Raw genomic sequence first — 14636 nt, forward strand, 5'->3', positions numbered from 1 at the left:
GGTGTCCTTATTCCTGATCCAGGTCGGCGCTTTTCTGCGCGATGGCCATGGCCGTGAGGATTTTTCTGTAGCCGGTGAATTCGTTGCGCGCATGTACGCTGAGGATGTTGTCGAGCAGGACCACGTCGCCCTTCTCCCAGGCGAACTCGACCATCACCTCGCGGTAGATGCCTTGCAGGTGGCGAATCACATCGTCGGGAATCGGCGAGCCGTCGCCGAAGAAGGTGTTTTGCGGCAGGTCCTGCGGGCCGAATTCACGCAGCAGGTTGTCGCGGATGCTGTCCGGCAGTGTCAGTGCGTTGAAGAAGGTGCCGTGGTTGAACCAGATGCGCTCGCCGCTCAGTGGATGGCGCACGATGGCCGGGCCGTTCTGCCGGGTGCGCAGGCGGTTGCCCGGTTTCCACTCGGCCTGGATGCCGATTTTCGCGCAGTAGGCCTCGACTTCGCCGCGATCCTCGCTCTGGAACACGGTTTGCCATGGCAGGCCCATGCCGTCGCCGTAGTTGCGCACGTACATGATGCGTTTGCGGGCAAATTCTTCGCGCACCGCCGGGTCGATCCGCGCGAGGATCCGGCGGGTATCGCCAAAGGGGGTTTCACCGCCGGTGGTCGACGGCGTGTCGCAGTAGAAATACAGGTGACGCGGGAACACCGGCGAGTACGAGTGTTCGTTGTGCGGGAAGATTTTTTCCGGCGCCGGGTAGTCGGTGGAGCTGTAGATCTTGAACTGGCCGCTGATCTGGGTCCGTGGCGAAGCGCGGAACAGGTACTCCAGGGCGCCGCCGGAAATCCCGTCGACGCAGCGGTTGAACTCGCCGATATCGGCCACCTGGAAGCCACGGAACAGGATCACCGCGTGTTCCAGCAGCTTGCTTTCGATCAGCCCGCGATTCTGGGTCGCCCATTCCACCAGGCTCACGCCGGACACGGCCGGACGGCACACCAGCGGCATGCTCAGGCCTTCGAACAGCGGCGCAAAACTCACCAGCCGCGTCGGATCGGTGGACAGGCTTTTACGGGCACCACGGCCCATCCTGGGCATGGACTTGGTCGTTGAAACGGTCATAAACCCCTCCAGAAAATGTTGACGGCGGCGCTCAAGGGCGCCGCCGACTGAATCAGTCCGCCGCTGTTTTCGCTGCCGCTGCGCCACGGTTCGCCGAGCGACGCTTGATCGCCATGGCGCCGCCGAGCAAGGCCTTGCGTTGCTCGTTCAAGCGCGCATCGGCACGGCGTTGCACCTCGGCGGCCAGATCCAGCAACTCACCGACCTGCACTCCGTCAGCGCGTATCAGCGCTTCGAGTACCGCCCGGATCTGCTCGAACAAGGACTCCAGCGTGCTCGGCAGGTACTGGCCCACCGGCGTTTCGAAACTCAGGTGAATGTGTTCGGCATCGTTGTAGAACGCGGCGACCATGCCGATCTCGGCGGCCTGGCGCCCGGACGGGAAGTCCTCGATCTGCAGGCCTTCCATCGACGGCAGGCGAGCGACGCCTTCCTGGTAGATCAGCTTGATGTCGAACAGCGGCGAACGGCCGGCCCGGCGCGGCAGGCGCATGGCTTCCACCAGGCGCTCGAACGGCAGGTCCTGATGGTCCGAAGCCTCCAGCACCGCCCGACGACAGGCCTCCAGCAACTGCGCCGCCGACTGCTCGGCATCGACCTCCACTTGCAGTACTAATTGGTTAACGAAGAAGCCGACCATTTCTTCAAGCTCGGCTTGATTTCGGTTGGCGATATCGGTGCCGATGCGCACCCGACCGACCTCGGTACGCTGGCGCAGGACCAGGGTGAAACCGGCCAGCAGCAGCATGAACAGCGACAGATCGCGCTGCTGGGCAAAGTCGCGCAGCTGCTGGCTGAGTTCGCCGCTGAAAGTGAAATGGGCGCTGGCACCTTCTTGTGTCGTGCGCCGGTCGCCATCGGCAGGCAACTCCAGCACCGCCTGGGGCTCGGCAAGGCGCTGCTGCCAGTAGTCGAGCTGGCGCTGTAATTCGCCGCCCTGCTCCAGCCACTGGCGCTGCCATTTGGCGAAGTCGGCGTACTGCACGCTGTGCGCTGGCAGTTGCGGGGTCTGGCCACGGTTGAGGGTTGGATAGAGCGTGACGAATTCATTGATCAGCACGCGGAACGACCAGTCATCGGCGACGATGTGATGCACCGTCAGCAACAGCACATGCTCGTCATCCGCGACCCGCAGCACCCGCACCCGCAGCAACGGACCGTGGCGCAGGTCGAATGGCCGGGAGACTTCCTCGCGGGCCAGTTGCTGCGCTTCGACGTCCGGCGCCGGCCGATGCCGCAGGTCGCTGTCGACAAAACTCAACGGCAGTTGCGCATGCACCCGTTGCCAGGTCTGGCCGTCTTCTTCATAGAACGTGGTGCGCAACACGCCGTGACGCTGCACCAGGGTTTCGAAGGTCTGGCGCAGGGCGTCAAGGTTCAACTCGCCCCGCAGGCGCAAGGCACCGGGCATGTTGTACATCGAACTGTCCGGCTCCAGGTTCCAGAGGAACCACAGGCGCTGCTGGGCAAAGGACAACGGCCGGCGTTCGCCGCTGGTGTCCGCCACCAGCGCCGGGCGTTCACAGCTGTGTTGCAGCGCCTGCACCTGAGCGGCGAAGCCCTCGAGGCGCGGATGCTCGAACAGGCTGCGCAAGCTCACCGACAAGCCCAGGCGCTGGCGGATCTGCGAGACGATCTGCGTCGCCAGCAACGAGTGCCCGCCCAGTTCGAAGAAGCTGTTTTCCCGGTCGACACGACTGACCTGCAACACCTGCCGCCAGATCTGTGCCAGTTCGATTTCCAGCTCGCCTTGCGGCGCACTACCGACTTCGGCCTCCCAGACCTGCGGGGCCGGCAACGCGGCGCGATCGAGTTTGCCGTTGCGGTTGAGCGGCAATGCAGCCAGCAACACCAGTTGCGCCGGCAGCATGTAGTCCGGCAGGCGCTCGCCCAAGGCGCGGCGTACGGTGTCGGTGAGCTGACGCGCATCCGCCGCCAGCAGCCCGGCATCGGCCGGCACCACGTAGCCGATCAATTGCTTGCCGCCGACGCCTTCATGCACCAGCACCGCGGCTTCGCTGATCATCGGCAGGCCTTGCAGATGCGCTTCCAGCTCACCCAGTTCGACCCGGAAACCACGGATTTTCACCTGATGATCGATGCGCCCCAGGTACTCCAGCGCACCATCCTCGCGATAGCGCGCCAGGTCGCCGCTGCGATACAGCCGCGCCCCCGGCGTGGTGGAAAACGGATCGGCAATGAAACGTTCGGCGCTCAAGCCCGGTCGCTGGTGATAGCGCTGGGCAAGGCCGTCGTCGCCGCCGATGCACAATTCGCCGACGCAACCGGTTGGCAGCAGGTGGCCTTCGCTGTCCAGCACATACAGTGCGCGACCGGGCAGGGCCTTGCCGATGGGCACGCCAATCAGATTGCGGGTATCGACCAGCGTGCACTCATGGGTGCTGGACACCACCGTGGCTTCGGTCGGCCCGTAGGTGTTGAGCAGGCGCACATCGCCCAAACCGGCGGCGTGCCACAGCTTCAGGCCTTCCAGCGACATGGCTTCGCCGCCGACGTGGATCTGGCGCAAGCGCCCCTTGTCCCGCTGCGGTTGCGCGGCCCACTCCTGAGCCAGCAGAAACCAGTACGCCGCCGGCAAATCCGCCAGAGTCACGCCCTGTTCGATGATCTGGCGGTAGAGGGTGTCGGTGTCCCACAACTCATCGCCGCGCATCACCAGCGCCGCGCCCACGCACAATGGCGGGTAGCACTGCTCGACAAAGCCGTCGAAGCTGAACGTGGCGAATTGCAGCACGCGGTCTTGCGCGGTGAGTTGTGAATAGTCCGCCGCGATCACGCAAAACTCGCGCAGGGCGGCATGGGCCAGGCACACGCCTTTCGGCCGTCCGGTGGAGCCGGAGGTGTAGATCAGATAGGCGAGGTCTTCGGCGCTGGCGAGGTTGACCGGGTTGTCGGTGCAATACCCGGCGGCTGCGCCCGGCTCCAGCGCCAGGCACGGCAACCCTTGCGGCAGTGCTACATCGGCCAGCAGACCCGGTTGCGCCAGCAGCAGGTCCATGCCGCTGTCTTCGATCATGTAGGCCAGGCGCTCGGCCGGGTAATCCGGGTCCAGCGGCACATAACCGGCGCCGGACTTGAGGATCGCCATCAGGCTGACGATCATCTGCGCATTGCGCCGCACCGACAGCCCCACCCGCTGCCCCGGCGCCACACCCTGGGCGCGCAGGCGATGGGCGAGCTGGTTGGCCTGGGCATTGAGTTGGGCGTAGGTCAGGCGTTCGTCACCGACCATTACCGCCAGCGCATCGGGTGTGCGTGCCGCTTGTTGTTCAAAGCGCTGATGGGCCAGCAACGGGTTGTCCAGGTGTGGTGCCGGTGGACGCGAGCCGCGTATTACCCGGGCTTGGGCCTGAGCGTCCAGCAGGCTGACGGCACCGAGCGCCTGTTGAGGCTGGGCAACAAATTGCGCCAGCACATGCAGCAGGCTGGCGCCCAACTGGCTGATCTGCGCAGCACTGAACCGGGAGCGGTCGAAACTGAAATCCAGTCGCAACGTGGCGCCGACTTCGATGCCGAGGGTCAGTGGGTAGCTGGTGATTTCGTGATTGTGCAGCGCGCCGAAGGTCAGGCCCGCCGGCGCTCCTTGCTTGAGGGCTGCGGCCACCGGGAAGTTCTCGAACACCAGCAGGCTGTCGAACAGCGCCCCCTGTTGCCCGGCCCAGCCCTGAATATCGTACAGCGGCACGTGTTCGAACTCGCGCAGGCTCAGGTTCAGGGCTTGCAGGTCGTTGAGCCACTGGGCCACCGACTGCCCGGCCTGGGGCGCGGCGATGATCGGCAGGGTGTTGATGAACAGCCCCAACTGCTGCTCGATGCCCGGCAACGGCGCGGAGCGTCCGGCAATCGTCGCGCCGAAGGCCACACAGGACTGGCCGGTGTAGCGCTGCAACAGCAGGCCCCAGGCACCTTGCAGCAAGGTGTTGAGGGTGATTTTCTGCTGGCGGGCGAAATCGCTCAGGTGCTGTAGCGTGGCGCTTTCAAGGGTCAATTGATGTTCGTCCATGCCGCGCCCTTCGGCGGGCGCCGGCAAGGCTTGCGCCAGCAGCGTCGGTGTTTCCAGCGGCGCCAGCGCCTGTTTCCAGAACTGTTCGGCGGCCAGCAGCGGCTGCTGTTGAATCCAGCGCAGGTAGTCGCGGTATTGCCCCAACGGCCTGGCCAACGTCTGGCCGGCATAGTGCTGGATCACTTCGCCGAGCAACTGGGCGTTGCTCCAGCCGTCCATGAGGATATGATGGCTGGTGTATATCAGGTGCCAGTCTTCACTGCCCCGACGCACCAGCAGCAGGCGGAACAACGGCGCGGCGCCGAGTTCGAAGCCACGGCTGCGCTCCTCGGCGGCCAGTGCATCGAGGTCGATGTCGGCCGCTTCGATCACTTGCAGTTGCAGGTCGATCTGGCGATGAATCACCTGATGCGCGCACTCAAGCCCCAACCAGTGGAAGCTGCTGCGCAGGATGTCATGCCGGTTGATCGCCGCCTGCCAGGCCCGGCCGAACGCCACGATTTCAAGGCCCTGAATATCCAGGCGCAGTTGATTGATGTAGGCCTCGGCCTGGGGTTCGTACAGGGTGTGGAACAGCATGCCCTGCTGCATCGGCGTCAGCGGGTAAACATCCTCGATGGCCGGCGCCGCAACAGGCAAGGCATCGAGTTGTGCCTGGGTGATGCGCGCCAGCGGGAAGTCCGATGGCGTGACCTGGCCTGCCGTTGTCGCGCAGCAATGCTCGATCAGCGTCTTGAGTTCTTCGGTGTAGGCATCGGCCAGTCGTTGCACGGTGGAATCGGCAAACAGGTCACGGCTGAAGCCCCATTGCAGCGAGAGCTGCCCGCCATAGACCTGGCCTTCCACGGTCAGCCAGTTAGCCAGCAGCGCATCGTCGCCCTGGGCCTGGCCGCCGCTTTCCGGGGCCGGGACGAACAGCGCGGCGTTGTCGAACTGACGGTCGAACTGCCCCAAGTAGTTGAAGGTGATCCGTGGCGCCGGCAAGTCTTGCAGGGCCTGACGCTGCACCGGTTCGCCGAGGTAGCGCAGCAAGCCGTAGCCCAGGCCTTTGCCGGGAATGGCGCGCAGTTGCTCCTTGATCGACTTGATCGAACTTTCTACTTCGGCCTCGGGTTGCAGGCGCACTGGAAACAGGCTGGTGAACCAGCCGACGGTGCGGCTCAGGTCGAGGTCGTCGGACAGGTCTTCGCGGCCGTGGCCTTCCAGCTGGATCAGCGTCGAGCGCTGCCCGCTCCAGCGGCAGATGACCCGCGCCAGCGCCGTGAGCAACAGATCATTGACCTGGGTGCGATAGGCCGCCGGGGCTTGTTGCAGCAGACGTTGGGTTAACTCGGCGTCAAGTTTCGATTCGATCTTGTGTCCGTGGCGCTGCTGCATGCTGCCCCGGGGGTTGTCACACGGCACGTCCCTGGCATCGGCCAGTTGCGCCTGCCAGTACGGCAACTGCTCACTGAGTGCTTGGGCGTGCTGTTGCAGGTGCGCGGCCCAGGTTTGGTAGGCGCTGGTTTTCTCGGGCAGCGCCACTTGCCGGTAAGCCTGTTGCAGGTCTTCGAGCAACACCCGCCACGACACCCCGTCCACGACCAGGTGATGAACCACCAGCAGCAGGCGCTGGCTGCCGTCGTCGAGACTGACCAGCAAGGCACGCAGCAGCGGCCCTTCTGCCAGATCGAGGCTGCGTTGCGCCTCATCGCATAGGGCGGTCAAGGCTTCGGCCGAAGACGCCCGACGCTGCCACAACCCACCTGACTCGACTGGCGCTGCATGGCGCTGCTGCCAGCCTTCGGCACCTTCCACGAAGCGCAGACGCAAGGCGTCGTGGTGGTTGATGACGGTAACCAACGCCTGTTCCAACACTTGCGGATTCAGCGCTTCCCGGGGCGTCAGCAGCAGCGACTGATTCCAGTGCCGGCGCTGGGCGATGGCCTGTTCGAAGAAGTAATGCTGCGCCGGAGTCAGGATCACCTCGCCACTGACCGGGCCTTGATCGATGTTGCTGCGGCTGTCGAACGTCGCGACCAATGCCAGGCTGCGCACGGTCTGGTACTGGAACAGGTCCCGCGGGCTGAGACGGATACCGGCCTGGCGGGCGCGGCTGACCACCTGGATGGAAATGATCGAGTCGCCGCCAAGTTCGAAGAAGTTGTCTTCGAGGCCCACGGGTTCTGCGCCCAATACGTCCTGCCAGATCTGCGCCAGCGCGATCTGCATCGCATCCAGCGGCGCAACGAATGTCTGTTGCGGCACGGCGTCGGGTGGCGGCAAGGCCTTGCGGTCGAGCTTGCCATTGGCGGTCACCGGCAAGGCATGCAGCGGCATCAGGTAGGTGGGCACCATGTATTCCGGCAAGCTGCCGAGCAACCAGGCCTTGAGGGTTTGCGGCCACTGCGGGTCGGTGTCGGTATTTTCCAGCACCAGATACGCCACCAGCTGCTTGCCGCCCTGCACCAGCACCACGGCCTCGCGCACCAGCGCATGCTGCATCAGGCGAGTCTCGATTTCCCCCAGCTCGATGCGCAGGCCGCGCAATTTGACTTGATGGTCGAGGCGTCCGAGGTATTCGATCACACCGTCGGCGCGCTGGCGCACGCGGTCGCCGGTGCGGTACAAGCGCGCGCCATCATCGAAGGGGCACGGCACGAAACGCTCGGCGCTGAGCGCCGGACGCCGGTGATAACTGCGCGCCAGCCCGGCGCCGCCGAGGTACAACTCCCCCGCCACGCCGGCCGGAACCGGGAGCAATTGCGCATCCAGCACATGGGTGCGCAGGTTGGCGATGGGCCGGCCGATGGGCACGCTGTCGGCGCCTTCGTCGATGCAGGTCCAGTGGGTGACGTCGATGGCCGCCTCGGTCGGGCCGTACAGGTTGTACAACCCGGCGCCCGGCAGCTTTTTGAACACCTGCAATTGCGCATCCAGCGGCAAGGCCTCACCGCTGCAGACGATGCGCTTGAGGCCGGTGCAAGCCTCGACGCCCGGTTCGTGGATGAACGCCTGAAGCATTGACGGCACAAAGTGCAGTGTACTGATGCCCTGGTCTTCGATCAGGCGGATCAACTGCGCCGGTTCGCGATGTGCCCCCGGCGGCGCCACCACCAGCCGCGCACCGGTCATCAGCGGCCAGAAGAACTCCCACACCGACACGTCGAAACTGAACGGGGTTTTCTGCAACACCGAGTCGCTGCCATCCAGCCCGTAAGCCTGTTGCATCCAGCACAAGCGGTTGACCAGAGCCCCGTGACTGTTGCCGGCGCCTTTGGGCTTGCCGGTGGAACCGGAGGTGTAGATCACGTAGGCCAGGTTCAACGGATGCACGTCGACCTGCGGACAGGTTTCGCTGTAACCGTCGAGCCAGTCCGGTTCCTGATCCAGGGCGATGACCTTGACGCCCTCGGTGGGCAGTACGTCGACCAAGCTGCTTTGGCTGAGCAGCAAGCCAATCGCACTGTCTTCGATCATGTAGGCCAGGCGCTCGGCCGGGTACTCCGGGTCCAGCGGTACGTAGGCACCACCGGCCTTGTGAATCGCCAGCAGGCCGATGACCATTTCCAGCGAACGCTCGACGCAGATCCCCACCAGCACATCCGGGCCGACACCCTGCTCGCGCAAGCAGTGCGCCAGTTGATTGCTGCGAGCGTCGAGTTGCCCGTAGCTGAGCTGACGCTCGCCAAACACCAGCGCCGGCGCGTCGGGGGTGCGTCGGGCCTGGGCCTGAATCAACGGGTGCATGCACTGCTCGACCGGATAGGTCTCGGCGGTGCGGTTCCAGTCCTGCACCAGCACTTGCTGCTCATCCGCCGTCAGCATCGGCAACTCGCCGACTCTTTGCGTCGAGTCGTCGACAATCGCCTGCAACAGGCGCGTCCAGTGCCCGGCCATGCGCGCAATGGTATCGGCCTCGAACAGGTCGCTGGCGTAGGTCAGCGCGGCGTGCAGCTTGCCGCCCTTCTCCCAGGTGTCCAGGGTCAGGTCGAACTGGGTGGTGCGGCTTTGCCAGTCAATGCTGCCCAGCTCCAGACCGGACGCGGTGCTGACCGAGGCCATGTCGGCCACGTGCGGCTGGTGGTTGTACATCACCTGGAACAGCGGCGTGTGGCTGAGGCTGCGTTGCAGTTTCAGCGCCTCGACCAGACGCTCGAATGGCAGGTCTTGATGGGCCTGGGCGCCGAGGGCGGTTTCCTTGATGGCGCGCAGCAGGTCATCGACCCGGGTCTGGCCGTCCAGTTGCGTGCGCAGCACCTGGGTGTTGACGAAGAAGCCGATCAGGCCTTCGATTTCCGCGCGGTTGCGGTTGGCGATGGGCACGCCGACGCGGATGTCGGTTTGCCCGGTGTAGCGATGGAGCAAAGCGTTGAAGGCGCCGAGCAACAGCATGAACAGGGTGATGTTGTGCTTCTGTGCGGTGCTACGCAGGCGCTCCGCCAGTTGTGCCTCGACCGCGAATTCGTAGCGGGTGCCGCGATAGCTCGGCATCGCCGGGCGCGAATGGTCCAGGGGCAACTCCAGCACCGGGTGTTCGTCACCCAACTGCGCCTGCCAATACGCCAGTTGCCGCGCCTGCTCGCCCGCCTCCAGCCAGCGGCGCTGCCATAGGGCGTAGTCGCTGTACTGGATCGGCAACGCTGCCAGCTGCGGTTGCGCGCCCGCATCGAAGGCGTCGTAGCAGCGGATGAATTCGTCGATCAGCACGTTCATCGACCAGCCGTCAGAGACGATGTGGTGCAGGGTCAGCAACAGCACGTGCTGTTGTTCGGCGAGCTTGAGCAAGGTCACCCGCAGCAGCGGACCGGTCGACAGATCGAACGGCAGTACCGATTGCTGCTCGGCGGTTTCAGCCACGGCACGTTCGCGCTCATTGGCAGGTAATGCGCTGAAATCCACTTGTTCGATCCGCAGCGGCGCAGCGGCCGGCACTTGCAGCAAGCTGTCATCGGCCTGACGGGCGAACACCGTGCGCAGGGTTTCATGCCGCGCCACCAGGCTGGCGAACGCCTGCTCCAGCGCCGACAGGTTCAGGCGACCGCTCAGCCGCACCGCGCCCGGCAGGTTGTAGGCGCCGCTGTGGGGATCCAGTTGCCAGAGAAACCACATGCGTTGCTGGGCGTACGACAGCGCCTGGCGATCCTCGGCCTCGATGCCGGCGGGAATCGGGAAACGGGCGAAATCCACGCCCTCCTTGTGCAAGGCCGCAAGGAACATCTGACGCTTTTCCAGGGGCAACCCGATAAACCGGCGAGCAAGTTTCAAGGAGTCTTCAGCATTCATCTATCGGCATCCGCATCAGTAGGCAGCAGGCGCAAAGGCGCGTCGTGCCTATAAAACGAATGCAGGCGGGAAAAATTAGCGGATCAGGCGGAAGGTGAAACGCGCAATACAGAACAATGAAAAACCTGTGGGAGCGAGCTTGCTCGCGATGGCGGAGTGTCAGTCACATCCATGCTGAATGTGCCGCCGTCATCGCGAGCAGGCCCGCTCCCACAGGGATCGGGTGAAATTTGAGAGTGGTGTTAACCCACGGCAGCCATGGAAAGCCGCCGATGATGCACCTCAAGCTGATCCTTGATCACCCGCAGGACCTTGGCTTCCTGCTCATGGATGAAGAAGTGCCCGCCAGCCAGCATGTCCACCGAAAAACTGCCACGGGTTTCCTGGCTCCAGCCGATCAACTGTTCGGCGCTGGCGCGATCGCTCTTGCCACCGAGAACATGCACCGGGCACTTGAGCAAGGGGCGTTGAATTGGCGCGAAACGCCCACAGAGCAGGAAGTCCGCACGCAGCACCGGCAGGGTCAGGCTCATCAACTCTTCGTTGGCCAGGATCTCTTCGCTGGTGCCGTTGAGGGTGCGCAGTTGCTCGATCAGTTCGGCGTCGGTCTTGGGCTGGGCGAAGCCCCGGTCGTAGTCGGCGCGCAGGGTCGGTGCGGCGGTGCCCGAGGCGAACAGCGCTACCGGCTCCGGGCAGCCCAGCGAGCGAAACGCATGGGCCATCTCGCAGGCCAGCAACGCGCCCATGCTGTGGCCGAACAATGCGTATGGCGCCTTGAGCGTGGTTTTTTGTTCCTGGGCCAATTGCAGCGCCAGGCGGCGCATGTCGGTGTGCAAGGGCTCGCCGTACCGCGCGCCACGCCCCGGCAGTTCCACCGGTTGCAGCGTGAGCCACTGCGGCAGTTTGCGCCGCCAACGGCTATAGACCATGGCACTCGCGCCCGAATAGGGCAGGCACAGCAATGTCAGCGGGGTCACCGGGCTTTCCTCGAAAGTTGTCTGTTTGGAGAACGGACGAGGAGCCCAAAGAATTAGCCATGTGAGTAACCCTGTGGGAGCGAGCTTGCTCGCGATGACGGTGTGTCAGGCACTGATGATTTCGACTGATACTCCGCTATCGCGAGCAAGCTCGCTCCCACAGGGGGGCTGTTTCCAGCATTGGATGTTCATTTCAGATGGCGATAACTCGGAATCGCCGAACCGAGCACCACCGCCCCCGCCGCAATCGCCAGCCAGAACCCGCTGCGTGCGCCGAAGGCGTCCACCAACCAGCCGGAGCCGGCGGCGCCGAACGCCAACCCGGCCAGGCACGAGCCGATGGCATACACCGACAGCACGATGCTCGCCGCCGCCGGTTGGCCCTGCTGCTGGGCGAAGGCGACGCTGACCACGTCGACCACGCCGACGATGGTGCCCATGGCCACCATCAACAGCATCAGCAACTGAATGTCGCGGGAACGGATGATCGAGCCTTGATGGTGTTCTTCATGGGGATGCACCGGCGGCTCCGTGCTGCGCTGCAAGACGAACGCGGTGACGCCGATGGCCAGCGCCAGCAAGGCCGCCAGCGGACCGGCCTCGGGAAATGCCACCACACACAACCCCACCGACAGCGGCGGCCCGACGATGAAGCAGACTTCGTCCAGCACCGACTCCAGGGCGTAGGCGGTCTGCAACTCGGGGCGGCCGCGATACACCTCGGTCCAGCGCGCACGGACCATCGCCGACATGCTCGGCATGCAACCGGCCAGCGCGGCGAAGAAAAACAGCGTCCAGTGCGGCGCCTGCAATCGCGTGCACAGCAACAGCAGCAACAGTGCCCCACCGCCCAGCAACGCCGCCACCGGCAGAATCCGCCCCTGGCCATAGCGATCCACCAGCCGCGAAACCTGCGGCGCACAAAAGGCCGTGGCCAGGGCGAACGTAGCCGCCACCGCGCCGGCCATTGCGTAGCCACCCTGCACCTGCGAAAGCATGGTGATCAGGCCGATGCCGGTCATGGAAATCGGCATGCGCGCGATCATTGCGGCCAGCACGAAGGCGCCACTGCCAGGGGCTTTGAACAACTCGCGATAGGGGTTGGCCATGGGACGGGTCTCATCAGGGGACTGCACGTTGCCATAACGGCTGATTGCCGGGGAAGCAGCAATTTGTTGGTTGAATGTGAAGGCCCCATCGCGAGCAAGCTCGCTCCCACAATGGCCGGCGTACACCAGTCAACTGTGGGAGCGAGCTTGCTCGCGATGGGGTCAGAACAGACAACTCACACCCTTCGCCAAATGAACTCTCGCCCACCCAAACCAGTCAGCTATTTAGGCCCCCGGTTCCCGGAGTTTCGCGACAATGGTTGATCCCCCCGAACGCCAACGCCCCATCGACGCCCACGGCATCATCGGCGACATGCGCAGCGCGGCGCTGGTCAACGACAAGGGCAGCGTGGATTTTTTCTGCTGGCCGGAGTTCGACAGCCCGTCGATCTTCTGCTCGCTGCTGGACACCCCCGAAGCCGGAATTTTCCAGTTGGCGCCGGACTTGCCCGACGCCCGCCGCGAACAAATCTACCTGCCCGACACCAATGTGTTGCTGACCCGTTGGCTCAGTGATCGCGCCGTGGTCGAAGTCACCGACCTGCTACCGGTCGGTGACACCGAGGATGACCTGCCGCTGCTGATGCGGCGGATCCGTGTGGTCAGCGGCCGCGCCACCTTCCACATGCGCTGCGCCGTGCGCCATGACTACGCCCGCGCCCACACTCGCGCACGCCAGAACAAACAGGATGTGGTGTTTGAGGCTGCCGACCAACCGACTCTGCGGCTCGCTTCGGATCAGGCATTACGCATCGACGCCAACGTGGCGATCGCCGATTTCACCCTCGAACAAGACCAGACCGGTCAATTCCTGCTAGGCGCCCTCGACGATCCGCGCTTCAAGGAAGGTGCCGCGCAACTGTGCCTGGAGCGCACCCTGAAGTTCTGGCGCGACTGGATCGGCCAGTCCAACTACCGCGGCCGCTGGCGCGAAATGGTCAACCGCTCGGCCCTGGCGATGAAGCTGCTGACCTCGCGCAAACACGGCGCCATTCTCGCCGCCGCCACCTTCGGCCTGCCGGAAAGCCCGGGTGGCACACGTAACTGGGACTATCGCTTCACCTGGATCCGCGACGCCTCGTTCACCGTCTATGCGTTCATGCGCCTGGGCTTCGTCGAAGAGGCCAACGCCTATATGCGCTGGTTGCGCGGTCGGGTCAGCGACTGCCAGGGCAAGCCGATGAAACTCAATATCCTGTACGCCATCGACGGTCGCCAGGAGCTGCCGGAGATCGAGCTGGCGCACCTGTCTGGGCATGGTGGCGCACAACCGGTGCGCATCGGCAATCAGGCTTACGAACAAGTCCAGCTCGATATCTTTGGCGAGCTGATGGACGCGATTTACCTGGTCAATAAATATGGCGAAGCCATCTCCCATGAAGGCTGGAAACACACGGTGGAGGTGGTCGATCAGGTCTGTGAAACCTGGGAGCAGAAGGATGTCGGCATCTGGGAGATGCGCGGCGCGCAATATCATTTCCTGCATTCACGGCTGATGTGCTGGGTCGCCCTGGACCGCGCCATCCGCCTTGCTTCAAAACGCTCGCTGCCGGCCCCCTTCGCGCGTTGGGACCAGACCCGCCAGGCGATCTACGCCGACATCTGGGAGAACTTCTGGAATCAAGAGCGCGGGCATTTCGTCCAGCACATCGGCGGCACCGGCCTGGACGGTTCGATGCTGCTGATGCCGCTGGTGCGTTTCGTCAGCGCCCGCGACCCGCGCTGGCTGGCGACCCTGGAAGCCATCGAAAAGAGCCTGGTGCGCGACGGCATGGTCTACCGCTACCGCAACGACGACAGCCAGATCGACGGCCTGCCCGGCAGCGAAGGCGCCTTCGCCGCGTGCTCGTTCTGGTACGTCGAATGCCTGGCCCGCGCCGGCCAGCTCGACAAGGCCCACCTGGAGTTCGAACAACTGCTCAGGTACGCCAACCCGCTGGGGCTGTATGCCGAAGAATTCGACAGCCATGGGCGGCACATGGGCAACACACCGCAGGCATTGACCCATCTGGCGCTGATCAGTGCGGCGTGCTTTCTGGATAGGAGGTTGAGTGGGGAGAAGGTTGTTTGGCAGCCGTGAGATTTGATTGTCCCCCCAATAACCGCGTTAGCCGGCAGCACTTTGTATTTTTGCTGCACATAAGCCGATGTAGGACTGTTCCGAGAATACTGTCAGCAATATCAGATCTAAGTAG

Annotated in this window: 5 protein-coding genes; 1 reads left to right on the forward strand and 4 read right to left on the reverse strand. The window is 64.2% G+C overall.

Annotation, left to right across the window (positions count from 1 at the left end):
- Window positions 1-7: 7 nt before the first annotated feature.
- The 4 genes from ACMDB8_RS19110 to ACMDB8_RS19125 all read right to left on the reverse strand — a co-directional run bounded on the left by ACMDB8_RS19110 (window position 8) and on the right by ACMDB8_RS19125 (window position 12441).
- Complete coding sequence (locus ACMDB8_RS19110) at window positions 8-1066, reverse strand: TauD/TfdA family dioxygenase (protein WP_056722651.1); 1059 nt, start codon at window positions 1064-1066, stop codon at window positions 8-10.
- Between the two features lie 52 nt (window positions 1067-1118).
- Window positions 1119-10355 carry an amino acid adenylation domain-containing protein gene (locus tag ACMDB8_RS19115; RefSeq protein ID WP_409079187.1) on the reverse strand — a complete coding sequence of 3079 codons (9237 nt, stop codon included), beginning with the start codon at window positions 10353-10355 and terminating at the stop codon, window positions 1119-1121.
- A 242-nt stretch (window positions 10356-10597) separates the two neighbouring features.
- Complete coding sequence (locus tag ACMDB8_RS19120; RefSeq protein ID WP_409079188.1) at window positions 10598-11332, reverse strand: thioesterase II family protein; 735 nt, start codon at window positions 11330-11332, stop codon at window positions 10598-10600.
- 188 nt (window positions 11333-11520) lie between these two features.
- A complete protein-coding gene (locus ACMDB8_RS19125; RefSeq protein ID WP_409079189.1) occupies window positions 11521-12441 on the reverse strand; it encodes an MFS transporter in 921 nt (306 codons plus the stop codon).
- A gap of 256 nt (window positions 12442-12697) precedes the next feature.
- On the opposite strand from ACMDB8_RS19125, the gene ACMDB8_RS19130 reads away from it, so the two are divergent.
- Window positions 12698-14521, forward strand: coding sequence for a glycoside hydrolase family 15 protein (locus ACMDB8_RS19130; protein ID WP_409079190.1), 1824 nt, complete (start codon window positions 12698-12700; stop codon window positions 14519-14521).
- The last annotated feature ends 115 nt before the right edge of the window (window positions 14522-14636 follow it).

Origin of the sequence: Pseudomonas monachiensis (assembly GCF_047345015.1) — a bacterium.
GTDB lineage: Bacteria > Pseudomonadota > Gammaproteobacteria > Pseudomonadales > Pseudomonadaceae > Aquipseudomonas > Aquipseudomonas monachiensis.